An 18174-nucleotide genomic window follows, 5' to 3' on the forward strand; every position below is an offset into this window, starting at 1 on the left:
GCCTACCCGACTGCTTTCGTGATAGCTTTCGCGAAAGGTAAATCGGGGAGGCTTCGTGACGACGGCGATCGAGAACGTGCGGGTGTTCGACGGCTCGGCCCTGGGCGCGCCACGCCGGGTCGTGTTCGGGGAGACCATCGGCGGCGCGGGAGCGGTGGCGGACGAGGTGGTCGACGGGACCGGGAAGGTGCTGCTGCCCGGCCTGATCGACGCCCACGTCCACGTGGTGCGCGGCCGGGCCGACCTGGAGGACCTCGCCCTCTCGGGCGTGACGACCGGTCTCGACATGGCCGCGTGGCCCGCCGAGTTCGTCGACGGGATGCGACGGCAGAAGGGCGTGGCGCAGGTCCTGAGCGCCACGGTCCCGGCGGTCGGACCGGGTGGGCACCACGCCCGGATGCCGGGCTTCCCGGCGGAGGGGATCGTGACCGGCCCGGACGAGGCGCGGGCGTTCGTGGCGCGACGGGTGGCCGACGGCGCCGACTACGTCAAGGTCGTGACGGAGGCCGCGCCGCCGCAGGGCATGGACCAGGCGACGGTGAACGCGCTCGTCACGGCCGCGCACGACCACGGCCTGCTCGTCGTCGCGCACGCGGTGACCACGGGTGCGTTCCGCGTCGCCGTGGAGGCCGGGGTGGACGTCAGCACGCACGCGCCGCTCGACGCCGTGCTCGACGACGACACGATCGCCCGGATGAGGGAGGCCGGGATGGTGTCGGTGCCGACGCTCACGATGATGGAGGGCACCGCCGGGGTGTTCGCGGGCGCGGGGTTCCGCTACGAGCACGCGCGGGACACGGTGACGAGGTTCCGCGAAGCCGGCATCCGGGTGCTGGCCGGGACGGACGCCAACTCGGCGCCGGGAGCGCCGTTCGCGCCGAGGCACGGCGAGTCGCTGCACCACGAGCTCGGGCTCCTGGTCGCCGCCGGGCTGACCCCGGCCGAGGCGCTGGCGGCGGCGACGTCGCTGCCCGCGCGGACGTTCGGCCTCGGCGACAGGGGAGTGGTCGCGCAGGGCGGGCGCGCGGATCTCGTCCTGGTCGACGGTGACCCGGTGGAGGACATCTCGGCCACCCGGAAAGTCGCCGCCGTCTGGATCGACGGAGAGCGGGTTCGCTGAGTCGCACGCCCGGCGCGAAACCCGTTGGCCTCAAAGGGTTCACACGGTCAGGTGAACGATTTGATCTTGGCCCCCGCTGTGCCGCACTCTGCCGCAATCCGACGAGGTGCGAGCGAGAGGTGCCATGGAGCACGAGGCGAACTGGTTCAAGGGCGCGGTCTTCTACGAGGTGCTGGTCCGCGCCTTCTGCGACTCCAACGGTGACGGCACGGGCGACCTCCGCGGCCTGGCGTCCAAACTGGACTACCTGCAGTGGCTGGGCGTCGACTGCCTGTGGCTGCCGCCGTTCTACGGGTCGCCGCTGCGCGACGGCGGGTACGACATCAGCGACTTCCGCGCGGTGCTGCCGGAGTTCGGCACGGTCGAGGACTTTCAGCACCTGCTGGACGAGGCGCACCGCCGCGGCATCCGGGTGATCACCGACCTGGTGCTCAACCACACCTCGGACGCGCACCCGTGGTTCCAGCAGTCGCGGGAGGACCCGGACGGCCCGTTCGGCGACTTCTACGTGTGGCGCGACGACGACTCGGCCTACAGCGACGCGCGGATCATCTTCGTCGACACGGAGACGTCGAACTGGACGTACGACCCGGTGCGCGGGCAGTTCTTCTGGCACCGCTTCTTCAGCCATCAGCCGGACCTCAACTACGACAACCCCGCGGTCCAGGACGCGATGCTCGACGTGCTGCGGTTCTGGCTGGAGATCGGCATCGACGGCTTCCGCCTCGACGCCGTGCCGTACCTGTTCGAGCGCGAGGGCACGAACTGCGAGAACCTGCCCGAGACGCACGACTTCCTGCGCAAGTGCCGCAAGGTCGTCGACGACGAGTATCCCGGCCGGGTGCTGCTGGCGGAGGCGAACCAGTGGCCGTCGGACGTCGTCGAGTACTTCGGTGACCAGGCGGTGGGCGGGGACGAGTGCCACATGGCGTTCCACTTCCCGTTGATGCCGCGGATCTTCATGGCGGTGCGGCGGGAGTCACGGTTCCCGATCTCGGAGATCCTGGCGCAGACGCCGGCGATCCCGGAGAACGCCCAGTGGGGCATCTTCCTGCGCAACCACGACGAGCTCACGCTCGAGATGGTCAGCGACGAAGAGCGCGACTACATGTACTCCGAGTACGCCAAGGACCCGCGGATGAAGGCGAACATCGGCATCCGCCGACGGCTCGCCCCGCTGCTGGAGAACGACCGCAACCAGCACGAACTGTTCACCGCGCTGCTGCTGTCACTGCCCGGCTCGCCCGTTCTGTACTACGGCGACGAGATCGGCATGGGCGACAACATCTGGCTCGCCGACCGCGACGCCGTCCGCACGCCGATGCAGTGGACCCCGGACCGCAACGCCGGGTTCTCGAGCTGCGACCCCGGCCGGATCTACCTGCCGGTGATCATGGACCCGGTCTACGGCTACCAGGGCCTGAACGTCGAGGCGCAGACCCGCAGCCAGTCGTCGCTGCTCAACTGGACGCGGCACATGATCGAGGTCCGCAAGCGGCACCGGGCGTTCGGTCACGGCGACTTCACCGAGCTCGGGGCGTCGAACCCGACCGTGCTCGCCTACCAGCGCACGCTCGGTTCCGACGTCGTGCTCTGCGTCAACAACCTCTCGCGCTTCCCGCAGCCCGTCGAGCTCGACCTGTCCGAGCACGCCGGCGCGGTGCCGGTCGAGCTCACCGGCGGGGTGCGGTTCCCCGCGATCGGGGAGCTGCCGTACCAGCTCACCCTTCCCGGGCACGGCTTCTACTGGTTCCAGCTGACCTCCGACGTGGAAGGTGGAGACAAGAAGTGACGACGAGCGAGGCCGTCGAGGTCCTGCCGGCGCCGGAGCAGCTGGAGCGCTGGCTCAGGTCGCAGCACTGGTTCCGCGGCCGCGGACCGGTCACTTGCGAACGCGCGACCGTCCTGCGCGACGGTGATCCGACGCTGGTCCACGTGGTGCTGGCCGGGGACGGGCGCCGGTACCAGCTGCTGCTGGGCCTGCGCGACGAGCTGCCGGAGCGGCTGGTGCACGCGCGGATCGGCGTCGCGGGTGACCGCGCCGTGTACGAGGCGGTGTACGACCCGGAGCTGACCGCCGCGCTGCTCGACCACTTCGAGAGGTCCGCGGAGGTGGACGGGCTGCGGTTCCGCGGCGCGCTGCCGCCCCGGTACACCGACGCGCCCGTGGGACGGCCGTTCCCGGGGCCGCAGCGCAACTGCTCGATCGTCTACGGCCAGCGGCACGTGCTGAAGTTCTTCCGCGTGCTGGAGCCCGGCGACAACCCGGAACTGGTGCTGCACGACGCCCTGCACTCGGTGGGCGACCCGCACATCGCGGCTCCGCAGGGGGCTCTCGAGTCCGAACTGGACGGTGTGCGCACGACGTTCGCCGTGCTGCACGAGTTCGTGCCGCTCGGCGCGCTGGGCTGGCCGATGGCCACCGCCAGCGTGCGGGACTTCCTCGCGGGCCCCGGTGAGGACCCGCAGGCCGCGGGCGGTGACTTCGCCGCCGAGGCGCGCCGGCTGGGCCTCGCCGTCGCGCGCGTGCACGCCGACCTGCGCGACTCGCTCGGCGAGCAGACCGCCGGGCCGGACGACGAGGTCGAGTTCGTCGGTGCCCTGCACCGCCGCCTGGACGAGGCACTGGCCTGGGTGCCCGCGCTGGCGCCGTTCGAGGCGGGTCTGCGTGCCCGGTACGACGCGGTGCTGGAGGCGGGGGAACCGGTCCGGCTGCAGCGGGTGCACGGCGACCTGCACCTGGGACAGGTGCTGCGGTCGCCCCACAACTGGGTGCTCGTGGACTTCGAGGGAGAACCGCACGGCGGCGCCGCGGAGCGCATCCGGCCGCGGCCCGCGGAGCACGACGTGGCCACCGCGTTGCGGTCGCTGCACTACGCGGCCTCGCAGCTGCTGGTGGGCGCGGACGACGTGGCCGGCCTGCTGCCGAGGGCCGCGAAGTGGCTGGCGCGCAACAGGAAGGCGTTCTGCGACGGGTACGTTGAGCTGTCGCCGGAGTTCCGGCTCGACGGCGCGCTGCTGGCGGCCGTCGAGCTGGACCGCGCCGTGCTCGAGGTGTGCCACGAGCAGCGCTTCCGCCCGGAGTGGGTGGTGATCCCGCTGTCCGCGATCGCGGAGGCGGTGACCGGGGAGCCGGCCTGGCCGGTGTGACGGCTTTCGAGGGGCGTCACGTGCGTGGCGCCCCTCGGCTGTCAGCTCGCGGCGACCTTCTCGCGGAGGTGCCCGGACGGCAGCGCGTCGCGGCCGGGGTCTGACCCGTCCACCGCCGGGTGGCGGGTGGTGCCGCGGTTCGCGATCAGCTTGTCCTGGACATGATCGGGCCGGGGCGTTGACCTGATCGTTCGGCTTCCCAGACCATGAGAGCGTTCCCACGAGCGCGGGGAGTGTGGTCGGGGTGCTGAACGTCTTCGTGGCCGTCCTGATGGTGCTGGCGCCGGTCTCCGCGCCGCCCGGCAGCCCACCGTCCAGCCCACCCAGCTCGTCGCCGATCACCGCTGCGGCGGTGGTGTGCGTGCTGTCCTGCGACACCCTCGACCCCTCCAGAGCCGCCCAGGAGACTTTCCCCGTGCCGGAGAGGCAGATCAACGGCCGCCGCCTGGTGCTGCACGTCTCCGACCGCGACGGCATGGCGTGGGGCAGCATCGACAACGGCGTGACGGGCGACTCGGTGTGGCTCGACCGGTCGTGGGACGGGGGCGTCAGCTGGGAGGGGCTGCTGGGCCGGGCGAGCATCCCGGGCACGTGGACCGGCACCAGGACCCTCATGTACAACGTCACCGACCCCGGCCACCACCGGCGCGGCCTGATCCGCGCGTGCGGTGACGCCGCGGCGGTGACGTGCACCGACTGGATCTACCCGACCGTGTGCGACGTGCTGTGCGACCGGACGAGCGCCGCCGAGGCCAGTGGTGATCTGCAGCCGGTGCCGCCCACCACGTTGTTCGGCAGGGTCATCCGGCTGCACACCGACGCGAACGGGATGGCGTGGGGGAGTGTCGAGGCCGGTGGGCCGGGGGACGAGGTGTGGCTCGACCGCTCGTGGGACGGCGGTGCGAGCTGGCCCGGCGGGTCGTCGCTCGGGCGGACCGCCACGCCCGCGGGAGGCGTGTCGGCGCGGACCACCATGTTCGCCACCAGGGATCCGCGCGGACGTCACTTCGGCGGCGCTGTGCGGGCGTGCGGCAGGGAGGCGGCGCACCAGGAGGGCAGTTGCACGGCGTGGGCGCGGCCGGTGCCGACGAGGACGCGTGCCGCCGCTGACGCACTCCTGTACTCCTACGACCCGACTACTGCCTGGTGGCCGACGAGCTGGTGGAACTCGGCGACGACGCTGTCGGCGGTGATGGACTCGGGGATCCGGGAGTACGACTGGGTCATCGCGCGCACGTTCGACGTGAACCGCGGCCCGTTCGCGGCGGGGCAGCGCGGCACCGACCCGATCGAGGGCGATTTCATCAGCCGCTCCATCGACGACAGCGCCTGGTGGGGCCTCACCTGGGTGGCCGCCTACGACGTCACCCGTGACCAGCGCTACCTGACGATGGCCACCACGATCGCGGCCTACGTGCACCAGTACTGGGACACCAGGACGTGCGGCGGCGGTGTCTGGTGGGACCGGGAACGCACCTACAAGAACGCCGTCACGAACGGCCAGTACCTGCGCCTGACCGCGGCGATCCACCGCCGCACCGCCGGCGACACCCTGTGGCTGCAACGCGCCCGCACCGCCGCGGACTGGTACCTCGGCAGCGGACTGATCGGCTCGGCGGGCCTCGTCAACGACGGCCTGACCGGCGACTGCCGCAACAACGGCCAGACGGTGTGGACCTACAACCAGGGGCTGGGCATCGGCGGGTTCCTCGAGGTGTGGCGCGCCACGGGCGACACCCGCTTCCTCGACGCCGCGAAGCGCCTGGCGGACTCGGCCATCGCGAGCCCGGTGCTGACCAGGGGCGGCGTGCTCACCGAGTCCTGCGACGTCGGCACGAGCTCGTGCGACGACAACCAGAAGCAGTTCAAGGGCATCTTCATGCGCTACCTGAACGACCTCGCGAAGGCGACGAACTCCACCGCGTACCAACGGTTCGCGCGCCAGCAGGCCGACTCGGTGTGGGCGGCGGACCGGGACGCGCTGAACCGCATCGGGCAGCGCTGGGCCGGTGGCAGTCCGAACCAGCAGGACTGGCGCACGCAGGCGAGCGGCCTGAACGCGGTGATCGGGACCTAGGACAGCGGCTAGGGTCGTGACCGTGGATCGCATCGCGGGTTCGTTGTACGGGTTGGCCTTCGGGGACGCGCTCGGCAAGCCGACGGAGTTCCTGACCGTCGAGGAGATCGACGAGATGTTCGGTCCGTCCGGACCGGACGACCTGGACGGCGACCCCGCGCTGGTCACCGACGACACGCAGATGGCGCTCGCGGTCGCGTGGGCGCTGCACGACGCCGAGAGCTACACCGCGGACGCGCTCGAACCACGGCTGCGGGAACGGTTCGTGGCCTGGGCGCACAGCCCGGAGAACGACCGCGCGCCGGGGATGACGTGCCTGCGGGCGGTCGGCGGACTGGCCGAGGGCCTGCCGTGGGTCGAGGCGACCATCGCGGGGTCCAAGGGCTGCGGCGCGAACATGCGCGTGACGCCGGTGGGCCTGCTGCCCGGTCTCGACCTCGACGTGCTCGCCGGGGTGTCGCAACTGCAGGCCGCGATGACCCACGGCCACCCGACGGCCCTGGCCGCGTCCGAACTCACCGCGTACGCGACGCGTCTGCTGGTCGACGGCCTGGACCTGGCCGGCGTGCCCGCCGCGCTGCTGGCCCGCTGCCGCGACCAGCGCTCGGCCTACCGGGAGGACTGGCTGGGAACGCTGTGGAAGTCGCCGGGAGCGACCACCCCGGCCGACTTCATCGCCCGCGGCTGGGACGAGTGCGCCGACGTGCTGGAACGGCTGGTGGCCGTGCTCGCGCTGCCGGACGACGGGCAGGACGCGTGCCTGGCCACCGGCGAGGCCTGGATCGCCGAGGAGGCGCTCGCGACCGGGCTGTACTGCGCGATCCGGCACGCCGACGACCCGGTGCGGGCGCTCGTGCGGGCCGCCCGGACGAGCGGCGACTCCGACTCGATCGCCGCGCTGGCCGGGGCGTTCGCCGGTGCCGCGCACGGGGTGGAAGCGTGGCCCGCGGACTGGGTCGCTCGCATCGAGTACCGGGACCAGTTGGCGGCATTGGCTTCCGGCGGACGAGCCTAGGCCCGGTCCTGGAGCCGTCGCACCGGCCCCGCACCACCCCGTGCGTCAGAAGGCGTCCTCGGTGAAGTCGCTCGGCGCGTCGTCGTCGTAGTCCCCGCGCGCCCGCCGGGGCCGCTGCTGACCCGCTGCCACGACCTCGTCGAGGTCCTGCCCCTCCTTGATCGCCGTGTACGCCCGCTTGAGCGACGGCATGCTGGTCTGCATCGCGCGCTGCACGTCGGGATCACCCACGGCCCTGCCGGAGGCGATGTCCTGCCAGGACAACGAGCCCGCGTCGACCTTGCGCTGCAGGTCCTTCAACGCGTTGGGCGCGTCCTTGGAGCGGGCGAACTTCTCGATCTCGGCGACGTCCGCGGGGGACAGGTCGCCACCGTGGGTCTGCACCCTGGACGCTTCGAGCGCGACCTTCTCCAGGCGCGCGCCCCTCGCGTCGAGATCCTGTTGCCACGTCTGCAACTGCTGCCGGGCGCTGTCGTACGGGAACGTCATTGCGCACCACCCGAGGCGGCAGGAGTGCTGTGCTGCCAGTGATCGTCCTCTTGCGTGCCCTTCACCTTGGTGCGGGTCTTGTAGCCGTTCTTGGCCACGCCCCAGGCGCCGCTGCCCACGGCGGACACGCCGTCGCCCAGCTTCTCCCTGCCGTCCTGCCAGGTGTCGACGACGTCGAAGAAGTCGTTGACATCGCGCACGTCGGGGATGCGCGACAGCGCGGTGCCCATCAGCTTGATGCCGTTGATCATGCCCTGGACGCCCTCGATGAGCGTCTGCATGGACTGGATGAGCTTGCGCACCTGGTCGACGATGTTGACGACGTCGTAGACCATCCACACGGCACGGCCCCAGCCGACGATCGGGATCCACGCCGTCATGGCGGCCTTCATCAGCTTGTCGCAGATCTTGTCGAGCAGGGTGAGCGCGAGCTTCGCGGCCGAGCGGCACGAGCTCGCCATGTTCTTGAAGCGGTCGCCGATGAACTTCGCGACCTGCGAGTCCCACTCGATCGCCGTGGTCCACGTGCGGCGCATGCGGTTCTCGAAGCTCTGCGCGGCGCCGCCGTCCCAGCTCGGCGCGAGCTCCTCGATGCCGTTGTTCACGTTGTGCCGCACGTTGTCCAGCGCCTTGGCGACCCTGTCCCACGCGGCGGCGTTCGCGTCGATCTTCTCGAAGTCGCCCGCCAGCGGCATGACCAGGTCGCGCACCAGGTCGTCGCCGGTGACCTGCTGGTAGATCCAGTTGACGCCCTGGATCTTCCAGCCGGCGGCCTCGATCAGCTCCTTGACCGTCTGCCGGCCGGGGCGGTTCTCGGGGGTGGCGCGCAGGGCGACCCCCGGGTCCTCGACGTCCTGGTAACCGTTGCAGACCCCGGCGCTCATCTGCCGACCCCCAGAACTCTCTCGAGCCAGGACGGGGGCTCCGTCTTCCCGCCCGCGGTGTCGATCAGGCAGACGCCGACGTGGTCCGCCTTCTCGTAGGCGTCCGCCGACTTGATCAGGGCCTCGGCGTCCTGGGCCATCTTCTTGCTGGCGGCATCGAGGGTCTCGCCGTAAAGCCGCGCGACCCCGATGACGACGGGGTCGAGCAGCGACAGCAGCCCGGTGAACCCGGACGTGTCCCCGCCCTGGACGACCGCGTGCTCGCGGATCGTCAGGAAGTGCTCGGCCTGCCGATCGAGCAACCCGCTGTAGCCGCGCAGCTCGTCCGGTACTACGTGGAACTTCTCTCCCATGGCGGTCATGACGCCTGCCTCCCCTCCGAGGTTCCGTCCCGTCCGGACCGGCAGGCGCCCCGTGCCACCCCCTGCCGGGGGTAGGACCGGGCAGGTCTGGTTGCCGTGACCGTCCTCGGACACGGTCGAACACATGGATGACAAGCTGACCTTGGGTGACGTCGAGATCACCCGGATCGTCGAGTACGCCGGATCGGTGCGGATGAGCCCGGCCGAGTTCTTCCCGGACAACGGAGGGTACGACTCCGAGGACCTGCTCGTCCCGGACTTCTACGATCCCGCGACGAACGAGTGCCGGGCCGCTGTCCAGACGTGGCTGCTGCGCAGCGGGGGACGCACGGTCCTGGTCGACACCGGCGTCGGCAACCACAAGGAACGGCCCTACGCGCCGGTGTGGAGCCACCTCGACACCGGGTTCCTCGACGACCTCGCCCGTGCCGGCGTGCGGCCGGAGGAGGTCGACGTCGTGGTCAACACGCACCTGCACATCGACCACGTCGGCTGGAACACCCGCCTCGACGGGCGCGAGTGGGTGCCGACCTTCCCGAACGCCACCTACCTGATGCCGCGGCGGGACTTCGAGTTCTGGAACCCGGCCAACGAGCACACCTCGGTGTTCGGGCGCGGCAACCAGAACGTGTTCGAGGACAGCGTGGCGCCCGTGGTCGAGGCGGGGCTCGTGGAGTTGTGGGACGACAGCCACCGGATCGACGGCGACCTGCGGCTCGAGCTCGCCGCCGGGCACACCCCGGGGTCGTCGGTCGTCGTGCTCGAGTCGCGGGACGACAAGGCGCTGTTCGTGGGCGACCTGGTCCACAGCCCCCTGCAGGTCCTGCACCCCGACGTGAACTCGTGCTTCTGCGAGGACCCGGTGCAGGCGCGTGCCACGCGGCGCCGGTTGTTCGGGCGGGCGGAGGACGAGAAGGCGCTGGTGTTCCCCGCGCACTTCGGCGGCCACGGCGCGGTGCAGGTGAAGCGGGCCGGGTCCGGTTTCGAAGTCCAGGACTGGGCCGGGTTCTCCCGCGTCTGATCGTCCTTTGTGGAGGAATGATGAACGACCCACTGGTCTTCACGCCGGCGGGCGCGGTGCGGGGTGCGCGCCACGAGACCGGGGAGGTCTACCGGGCCGTCCCGTACGCGGTGACGCCCACCGGCGCCGGGCGGTTCGCCGCCCCGGTGCCGCATCCGGGCTGGCGCGGGGTGCGGGACGGCACCCGGCCGTCGCCCACGGCACCCCAGCCGGCGCGCGACTTCGGCCGGCTCGACCTGACCCCGTACTTCGGGCCCGGCTGGGTGCCGGGGGAGTACCTCACGGTCGACGTGCACACGCCCGCCGCGGGCGACGGGAAGCGTCCCGTCATGGTGTTCGTGCACGGCGGCGGCTTCGTCACGGGCTCCACCACCGCCTCGCTCTACGACGGCCGGTCGTTCGCCCGCGACGGCGTGGTGCTGGTGAAGGTGAACTACCGGCTCGGCGTTCCCGGTTTCCTCGACCTGCCGGGAGCGCCGCCCAACCGCGGTCTGCTCGACGTGATCGCCGCGCTGGCATGGGTGCGCGACACGGTGGCGGTGTTCGGCGGAGATCCGGGCAACGTCACCGTGTTCGGCCAGTCCGCCGGAGCCACGCTGGTCGGTGCGCTGCTCGCGGACTCCCGGGCGCGCGGCCTGTTCCGGCGCGCGATCATGCAGAGCGGCACCGGTTCCGGCGCGTTCACGCCGGAGCAGGCGGAACGGGTGACGGCGGCGCTGGCCGACGTCCTCGGAGTCGCCCCGGAGGCGTTCGCGGATGTTCCCGACGAGCGTTTCGTGGAGGCGTTGCCGTCGCTCGCCGGGCTCGACCTGCGGACCGCCACGGCCGCGGATCCGTTGGCGGGCCTGAGTCCGTTCAGCCTCGTGCTGCCCGTCCAGCCCGCCGACGCCCTGCCGGACGAGCCGGTGGACCTGCTGATCGGCACCAACACCGAGGAGGGACGGCTTTACCTGGTGCCGAAGGGGAATCTGGACACCGCTGCGGCGGAATCGCTCGGTGCCACCCTGTTCGGCGACGGCACCGAGCGGATGATCGAGGCCCACGGCCGGGCCCACGTCTACTCGTTCGGCCACCGTTCGACGGCGCTGGACGGGCGGCTGGGGGCGGCGCACACCGTGGAACTGCCGTTCGTCTTCGACGTCGCCGGCGACCCGGCCCTGCACGGGGAGACCGGGCTGCTCGGGCCCGGCGAGGTGCCCGAGCAGCTGGCGGCCGACGTCCACGGGGCCTGGATCTCCTTCGCCCGCACCGGTGATCCCGGCTGGGACAGGTGGCCCGTCGTGAAGGCGTTCGGGCACTGACAGGTCAGTGCAGCCACTTCGCCAGGGAGACGAGCGTCGACTCGACGCTCGTCTCCATCTCGTCGCGCAGGACCTCGACGTCGCGGCGGGTCGCCCCGAGCACCGGGTCCATGCGCAGCAACTGCCACTCCTGGGTCACGACCGACCCGTCGCCGTCCTCGTGCATGGTCCAGCGCCAGCGCACGATGCCGTCGTCCAGGCCGCCCACGACGAACGAGAACTCGGCGCCCGGCCGTGCCGCGAGGACCTGCGACCGGCTGACCCACGTGCGGTCACCGCGCCGGTTGTGGCCGCTGAACCAGGCGCCGGGCTCCGGTCCGGCGCCGTCGTCGTAGGCGACCTCCGACGCGCTGGGGCTCCAGCGGCCGATCAGGGAGACGTCGCTGACGATGTCGTAGAGGCGTGCCGGTGGCACGGGGACCCAGGCGCGGCGCCGGAAGCCGAAGTCCGCCGGGTCGAGGTCCATCACCGGGGTGTTCTCGAGGATCGATGTCATGGCTCGACCCTCGCCCGGCGGCGGCCCGACGAGCCAGACCGGTCGTTGCCTACCACTCGCACGGTCAGGCTCGGCTCCGCGGCCTTGCGCATACTGGCCCCATGAGCGGACAGGGACAGCTCGCCGAGTACCTCCAGGCCTGCCGGGCGCGGCTGCGGCCGGACCAGGTCGGACTGCCGACCTACGGCGAACGGCGGCGCGTCCCCGGCCTGCGCCGCGAGGAGGTCGCGGGCCTCGCCGGAGTCAGCGCGTCGTACTACGTCCGCCTCGAACAGGGACAGGCGCTGCACGCGTCGCAGGAGGTCGTGGCCGCGCTGGCCCGCGCGTTGCAGCTGGACTCCGACGAGCACGCGCACCTGCGCGAACTCGCCCGGCCGCGACGCGGGCGGCCCGCCCCGAAGCCACCGGCGGAGCGGGTCTCGCCCGACACCGCCGAGCTCATCACGACGCTCGCGCACGTACCGGCGATCCTGCTCGGCCGGCGCGGCGACGTGCTCGCGTGGAACCCGCTGGGCCACGCCCTGTTCGCCGGGCACCTCGACTTCACGAGCCCCGAGCGCCCGGCCGACCGCCCCAACATGACCAGGCTGGTCTTCCTCGACGCGCACACCCGCGCGCTCTACGGGAACTGGACGGCGAAGGCCCGTGCGGTCGTCGGCAACCTCCGCCTCACCGCCGGCAGGCACCCGGACGACCGCGACCTGACCGCGCTCGTCGGTGAGCTCGCGACCCGCAGCCCCGAGTTCGCGACCATGTGGGCCGACCACCGCGTGCGCGCCTGCGACAGCACCGCGCACCGGATGCACCACCCCGTCGCGGGGGAGGTCCTGGTGAACCAGCAGACGCTGCGCGTCCCGCACGCCCCGGACCAGACGCTGACCGTCGTGACGGCGCCACCGGGGTCGGCGGCCCAGGCGGGGCTCACACTGCTCGCCCAGGCCGTCGCATCGAGGCAGGCGGCCGACCGGGACGCGGCCGCCCGCGCGGACGTCACCGCGCGCTGACCTGCGGGGGGCGGGAGCGCCTCGGCCGGGCTCGGTGACGATCACCTGGTCACCTGCGACAGCTGTCGATCAGCCGTGCCCGGAGGTACGACAGCGGTCACTCGTTCCCCGTCCGGTGCGGACCTAGGTTCGGGAGGTCCGACCACCGCTCCCGGGAGATCCATGAAGCAGGCGCAGACGCGGTTCGAGTACTCCCGGGCACTGGTGTGGGAGCAGCACTGCTGCCTCCCCCTCGACCCGGACACCGACGTCGACGAGTTGTCGCGCTACGCCGACGCGGGCGCCTCCTTCGTGTCGGTGAACGTCGGCTACGCACCGCACGGCATCACCGACACGATCCGGGTGCTGTCCGCGTTCCGCCACCACGTGCTCTCGAACCCGGACCGGTACGTCCTCGCCGGCTCGGTCGAGGACGTGCGCACGGCCAAGGCCACCGGACGGCTCGCGGTCGCGTTCGACCTCGAGGACGCCAACCCGCTGGAAGGTCGCACGGACATGGTGCGGACCTACTACGACCTCGGCGTCCGGACCATGCTGCTCACCTACAACCAGCGCAACGCCGCCGGGTCGGGCTGCCACGACACCTCGGACGGCGGGCTGACCGCGTTCGGCAGGGACGTGGTGGCGGAGATGAACCGCGTGGGCATGGTCGTGGACGCGTCCCACTGCTCCTACCGCACCTCGATGGACGTCTTCGCCGCGTCGTCAGCGCCCGTCGTGCTCTCCCACTCCTCGGTGCGCGCGATCCACGACCACGAGCGCAACGTGGGGGACGACCAGATCCGCGCGTGCGCCGCGACCGGCGGGGTCGTCGGGATCAACGGCGTCGGGATCTTCCTGGGCGACAACGACGTGAGCACCGAGACGTTCGTCCGCCACGTCGAGCGCGCCGTCGAACTGGTCGGCCGGGAGCACGTGGGGATCGGCCTCGACTTCTGCTTCGAGGACGACGACGCGAGCGGTGAGCTGGAGCAGAACCCCGACCTGTTCCCGGCGAGCTACGCGCAGTGGGACCGCATCGGTTTCGTCGAGCCGGAGCGGCTGCCGGTGATCGCGGCCGCGCTGGTCGATCGCGGTTACCCGGCCGAGGCGGTCGAGGGGATCTTGGGCGGCAACTTCCTGCGGGTCGCGCGGGACGTGTGGCGGTGAACGCGCCAGGACGCCCGGAGGGTGGAATGTCCGAACACGAGGAGTTGAGATGAAGTCTCGCGTCCCGCAACGGGTCGTGGTCGTCGGAGCGGGCGCGGTCGGGCTCTCGTGCGCGTGGTTCCTGCAGGAACACGGCGCCGAGGTCACCGTTCTCGACCGCTCGGGCGTCGGAGCGGCCGCCTCGTGGGGCAACGCCGGGTACGTCATCCCGGCGATGGCGGCACCTCTGCCGGAACCCGCGCTCCTGCGCGCCGGCGTCCGGGGCCTGCTGACGCCCGGCTCACCGCTCGCGATGAGCAGACGGGTGTCCGCGTCGACGCTCGCGTTCCTGGCCGGCTTCGCCCGCAACTCCACCGGTGCGCGCTGGCGCAGGGGGCTGGCGGCGCTGGCCCCCCTCGGCCACGGGGCGATCCCGGCGTTCGACGACCTGCTCGCCGGTGGCGTCGCGGCGGACGTGCGCGAGGAGACCCTCCGGATCGGGTTCACCGCCGGTGAGGACACCTCCGGCATCGAGCACGAGCTCCTCGCCGCCCGCGAGGTCGGGCAGCACGTCTCCTACCGCACGACCGCGGGGCACGAGGCGCCGTTCTCCCACCGCGTCGAGCAGGTCCTGCACCTGGAGGACCAGCGGTTCGTGGAACCCGGCCCGTTCCTCGACGCGCTGGCCGCCTCCGTGCGCGAGCGCGGCGGCGAGATCGTGGACGGCGCCCTGGTCCGGTCCGTCGGATTCGGCCCCCGCGGCCTGCAGGCCGACACCTGGGCGGGCACGCCGCACCGCGCCGACGCCGTCGTGCTGGCGACCGGGACGTGGCTGCCGGAGCTCGCCCGCCCGTTCGGCGTCCGGGTGCCGGTCCAGTCCGGTCACGGCTACTCCTGCACCGTGGCGCTCGACGAACCGGTCACCTCGGCGGTGTACCTCCCCGGCGTGCGGGTCGCCATGACGCCCTACGGGGACCGCCTGCGCGTCACCGGCATCATGGACGTCGCCGGGCGCGACGCGCCGTTCGACCGCCGCCGGCTCGACTCGGTGCTGCGCTCGATCCACCCCCTGATCGACGGCGCCGACTTCTCCGACGTGCGGGACCCGTGGATCGGTGCCCGGCCGCTCACGCCGGACGGCCTGCCGCTCATCGGCCGGACGAAGGTCGACAGCGTCCACATTGCGGGCGGCCACGGCATGTACGGGGTCACCCACGCGCCCGTCACGGGCAAGCTCCTCGCCCGGCAGGTCATGACCGGGATCGCCCAGCACGAGCTCGGCCCGTTCGACCCGCTCCGCTAGAGCGAGGTTCAGGACGCGGTGGGGGCCTCCAGAGAAGCCTTGAGCCCGGCGACGACGACCGCGAGCCGACGGCGGAAGGCCGCGTCGGCGTCGTCGTCCACAGCGGACGCCGCGAGCTCGTGCACGGGGGAGTCCTCGGCGACCTGGAGGTCCTCGACGAGGGCGGCCGCGTCGAAGTTCGGCCGCTGCAGGACCACGGCTCCCCCCAGCGCGCACGACGCGATGAGTTCGCTGGCGTCGCCCGCCTGGCGGATGGTGAACCCCGCGTCCCGCATGACCCGCAGCAGCGCCTCGACCAGGGGTGCGAAGGTCACCGACGTCCCGATCGCGGCCAGGTCGGCCGTGCTCGCGAACTGGCTGAAGTGTCCTCGCAGGACGAACGCGACCTCGACCAGCCAGTCCTCCCACGGCCCGGGAGGGGGCGGCTCGAGCTGCCGGGAGGCGTGCGCCGCTATCGCCGCCACGAGCTCGGCGCGGGACGAGAAGTAGTGGTAGATCCCGGCGTGGGTGACCCCGAGCGACCCGGCCAGCGCCGGTATCGACAGTTCTTCGGGAGCGAACTTCCCGGCGGCGCGCAGGATCTGCTCGCGGCTGATCGTGGGCTTGCGCCCACCACGCCGACGAACAGGGGACGAGGAAAGGTTCGTTGTCTCTTGACGCGCCATAACCTGGGAGTATACAAAACCTTCAGTTGTAAGTAACAGATGAAGGTAATCGGCGTCTCCGGCGGGAGCGCCCGCGCACAACGATGCTGAGAGGACGAAGATGTCACTCCTTCTGACCGGCGCCACGATCATCGACGGTGTGTCCGACGGTGGCGCCGAGGGCCGGTCGATCCTGGTGGAGAACGGCCGCATCACGGCGATCGGGCGGCGCGAGGACATCGCGGTGCCCGCGGATGCCGAGATCGTCGACCACAGCGGCAGGTTCGTCATCCCCGGCCTGATGAACGCCAACGTGCACCTCCTGGTCAACGCCCTGTACGAGACGCTCGTCCGCTACGACGGGCGCTACGAGGACCTGATCACCGAGGCCGCCCAGGTCGCCCTGAAGGCCGGCCTGACGACGGTGTTCGACACCTGGGGGCCGCGGCGGGCGCTCATGGCGGTGCGGGACCGGATCAACCGCGGCGAGACCGTGGGCAGCCGCATCCGCTGCGCCGGCAACATCGTCGGGTTCGACGGTCCTTTCTCCGGCGACTTCGACGGCAGGATTCCTGGTGTCGGCACCTCGTACTTCGTCGACCGGGTCAACGCGGCCTGGGTCGAGAACACCGGGCGGCACCTCATGTGGCTGGAGCCGCACGAGGTCGCCAAGGAGGTGCGCGGGTACATCGAGCGCGGCATCGACTTCGTCAAGTACGCGTCGAACGAACACGGCGGGATCGCCGCCGGGGCGTTCCTCGTCTTCTCGGAGCGGACCCAGCGCGCCATCGTCGAGGAGGCCCACCGGGCCGGCCTCACCGCACAGGCGCACGCCACGTCCGTCGAGGGCCTGCGGATCGCGGTCGACGCGGGCTGCGACCTCGTGCAGCACCCCAACACCACCGGCCCGACCGCGATCCCGGACGACCTCCTCGAGCAGTTCGCGCGGACCGGCAGCGGCGCCGCCGTCTTCCCCGTCACCGAGAACGGCCTCGACTTCCTGAAGTCGTCCATCTCGGACTTCGAGTGGACGATGTGGAAGGCCTCGGACGCCAACACCCGCAACCTCATCAGCGCGGGCGCGAACATCCTGCTGGCCAACGACGGAGGCATCTTCGCCCCGGAGGTCCTGCAGGAGCCGATGATCAAGGGCACCTGGAACGGCATGCCCGAGGAGGAGGCCCTGGGCCGCCTCGCGACCGGCCACTTCGTCTGGCTGAGGGCGATGGAGGAGAAGGGCATGAAGCCGATGGACCTGCTGCACGCCGCCACCCGCAACATCGCCAAGGCCTACCACGTCGACGACGACCTCGGCACCCTCGAGGTCGGCAAGATCGCGGACATGGTCGTCCTCGACCACGACCCGCTGCAGGGCGCCAAGAACTACGAGAGCATCCACGCCGTCATCAAGGACGGGGTGCCGGTGGACCTCGGCGCGTTGCCGGAGCAGCGGTGGCTGACCGCGGAGCTGGCCGGCCCGATCGAGGAGGAGGCCCGCTACGCGAAGGCCCTGCACCACGGGGCCCGGCTGCCGGGCTGTCCGAGCTGCCTGTGATCCCGGGGCGCTGACAACGCCCCGCCTGCGCCTCGGGGCTCGTCCGGTCCGGCCGGACGAGCCCCGATGTCTCTGTCTTCAGTGGACTGTCCTGGAAGGACTCAGGAAGCGTCGCCCACCGCCGTGACGTCCAGTTCGACCCGGAACGGCGGGTGCAGCCGCGTCACGATCGTCGTGCGGGCGGGGCGGTGCGCAGGGTCCGGGAACTCCTCGAGCCAGACCTCGTTGTAGGCGGGGAAGAACTCGGCGTCCGTCAGGTAGCCGGTGATCTTGAGGATCTGCTCCGGCCGGCTCCCGGCCTCGGCGAGCACGGTTCGGACGTTGCGGAAGACCGCGCGCACCTCGTCCTGGAAGGTGCCGTTCACCGGCCGCCAGTTCTCGTCGACGCCGACCTGGCCCGACAACAGCAGCAGGTCGCCGTGGCGGCGGAACGAGGACGCGGGCGGTGGGGTGACTGGGTCCTGGGCCATGGAGCCTCTCCTCGTGGTGGGTGGGGGAAGCCGGGCGATCCGAAGTGGACGGACGGCCCGGCTCTGGGAATTATCTTGCTGCGCGGGCGTTTCGGCGTGTGACAGGTGTCGAACGGTCAGATGGTTCGGCGCAACGGTTGTCACGTGCCGCCGAC

The 18174-nt window shown here is 71.7% G+C and carries 17 protein-coding genes; 11 read left to right on the forward strand and 6 right to left on the reverse strand.

Translation table 11 applies throughout. From position 1 onward, the window contains the following. The first annotated feature begins 55 nt into the window (after positions 1-55). From ND450_RS05050 to ND450_RS05070, 5 genes are all read left to right on the forward strand, one after another. Complete coding sequence (locus tag ND450_RS05050; RefSeq protein ID WP_253324982.1) at positions 56-1120, forward strand: amidohydrolase family protein; 1065 nt, start codon at positions 56-58, stop codon at positions 1118-1120. A gap of 124 nt (positions 1121-1244) precedes the next feature. Then, entirely contained in the window at positions 1245-2912 is a 1668-nt protein-coding gene (gene treS, locus ND450_RS05055) for a maltose alpha-D-glucosyltransferase (protein WP_371927658.1), read from the forward strand. After that, positions 2909-4270 carry an aminoglycoside phosphotransferase gene (locus ND450_RS05060; protein ID WP_253324983.1) on the forward strand — a complete coding sequence of 454 codons (1362 nt, stop codon included), beginning with the start codon at positions 2909-2911 and terminating at the stop codon, positions 4268-4270. Before treS ends, ND450_RS05060 begins: the two co-directional genes overlap by 4 nt. Before the next feature lie 244 nt (positions 4271-4514). Further along, the gene (locus ND450_RS05065) at positions 4515-6347 is read left to right on the forward strand and encodes a glycoside hydrolase family 76 protein (protein WP_253324984.1); all 1833 of its coding nucleotides are present in this window, start codon (positions 4515-4517) and stop codon (positions 6345-6347) included. Positions 6348-6369: 22 nt separating this feature from the next. Then, a complete protein-coding gene (locus ND450_RS05070) occupies positions 6370-7362 on the forward strand; it encodes an ADP-ribosylglycohydrolase family protein (RefSeq protein ID WP_253324985.1) in 993 nt (330 codons plus the stop codon). Positions 7363-7407: 45 nt separating this feature from the next. On the opposite strand, the gene ND450_RS05075 is transcribed toward ND450_RS05070, so the two are convergent. Genes ND450_RS05075 through ND450_RS05085 form a run of 3 tightly spaced genes read right to left on the reverse strand, consistent with a single transcriptional unit; the run spans position 7408 to position 9097 of the window. Next, a complete protein-coding gene (locus tag ND450_RS05075) occupies positions 7408-7851 on the reverse strand; it encodes a hypothetical protein (RefSeq protein ID WP_253324986.1) in 444 nt (147 codons plus the stop codon). Beyond that, positions 7848-8735 (reverse strand): WXG100 family type VII secretion target, encoded by an 888-nt coding sequence (locus ND450_RS05080; RefSeq protein ID WP_253324987.1) that lies wholly within the window; start codon positions 8733-8735, stop codon positions 7848-7850. Before ND450_RS05080 ends, ND450_RS05075 begins: the two co-directional genes overlap by 4 nt. Further along, complete coding sequence (locus ND450_RS05085) at positions 8732-9097, reverse strand: hypothetical protein (RefSeq protein WP_253324988.1); 366 nt, start codon at positions 9095-9097, stop codon at positions 8732-8734. Before ND450_RS05085 ends, ND450_RS05080 begins: the two co-directional genes overlap by 4 nt. Before the next feature lie 124 nt (positions 9098-9221). On the opposite strand from ND450_RS05085, the gene ND450_RS05090 reads away from it, so the two are divergent. Further along, a complete protein-coding gene (locus ND450_RS05090) occupies positions 9222-10118 on the forward strand; it encodes an MBL fold metallo-hydrolase (RefSeq protein ID WP_253324989.1) in 897 nt (298 codons plus the stop codon). A 20-nt stretch (positions 10119-10138) separates the two neighbouring features. Further along, a complete protein-coding gene (locus ND450_RS05095) occupies positions 10139-11419 on the forward strand; it encodes a carboxylesterase/lipase family protein (protein WP_371927659.1) in 1281 nt (426 codons plus the stop codon). A gap of 4 nt (positions 11420-11423) precedes the next feature. Here ND450_RS05095 and ND450_RS05100 read toward each other — a convergent pair whose 3' ends face one another. Beyond that, positions 11424-11915: an SRPBCC family protein gene (locus ND450_RS05100; protein WP_253324991.1), complete on the reverse strand. Its 492-nt coding sequence runs from the start codon at positions 11913-11915 to the stop codon at positions 11424-11426. Between the two features lie 101 nt (positions 11916-12016). Between ND450_RS05100 and ND450_RS05105 the strand changes: the two genes are divergently transcribed. From ND450_RS05105 to ND450_RS05115, 3 genes are all read left to right on the forward strand, one after another. Next, entirely contained in the window at positions 12017-12919 is a 903-nt protein-coding gene (locus tag ND450_RS05105) for a helix-turn-helix transcriptional regulator (RefSeq protein ID WP_253324992.1), read from the forward strand. 162 nt (positions 12920-13081) lie between these two features. Then, entirely contained in the window at positions 13082-14068 is a 987-nt protein-coding gene (locus tag ND450_RS05110; RefSeq protein WP_253324993.1) for a dipeptidase, read from the forward strand. Between the two features lie 49 nt (positions 14069-14117). Further along, complete coding sequence (locus tag ND450_RS05115) at positions 14118-15350, forward strand: FAD-binding oxidoreductase (RefSeq protein WP_253324994.1); 1233 nt, start codon at positions 14118-14120, stop codon at positions 15348-15350. An 8-nt stretch (positions 15351-15358) separates the two neighbouring features. Here ND450_RS05115 and ND450_RS05120 read toward each other — a convergent pair whose 3' ends face one another. Continuing rightward, the gene (locus ND450_RS05120; protein WP_253324995.1) at positions 15359-16015 is read right to left on the reverse strand and encodes a TetR/AcrR family transcriptional regulator; all 657 of its coding nucleotides are present in this window, start codon (positions 16013-16015) and stop codon (positions 15359-15361) included. A 100-nt stretch (positions 16016-16115) separates the two neighbouring features. On the opposite strand from ND450_RS05120, the gene ND450_RS05125 reads away from it, so the two are divergent. Next, positions 16116-17549: an amidohydrolase family protein gene (locus ND450_RS05125; protein ID WP_253324996.1), complete on the forward strand. Its 1434-nt coding sequence runs from the start codon at positions 16116-16118 to the stop codon at positions 17547-17549. Positions 17550-17650: 101 nt separating this feature from the next. On the opposite strand, the gene ND450_RS05130 is transcribed toward ND450_RS05125, so the two are convergent. Continuing rightward, on the reverse strand, positions 17651-18019 hold the full coding sequence (locus ND450_RS05130) for a RidA family protein (RefSeq protein ID WP_253324997.1): 369 nt from the start codon (positions 18017-18019) through the stop codon (positions 17651-17653). Positions 18020-18174 lie beyond the last annotated feature (155 nt).

This window comes from Lentzea sp. HUAS12, from assembly GCF_024125735.1.
GTDB lineage: Bacteria > Actinomycetota > Actinomycetes > Mycobacteriales > Pseudonocardiaceae > Lentzea > Lentzea albida.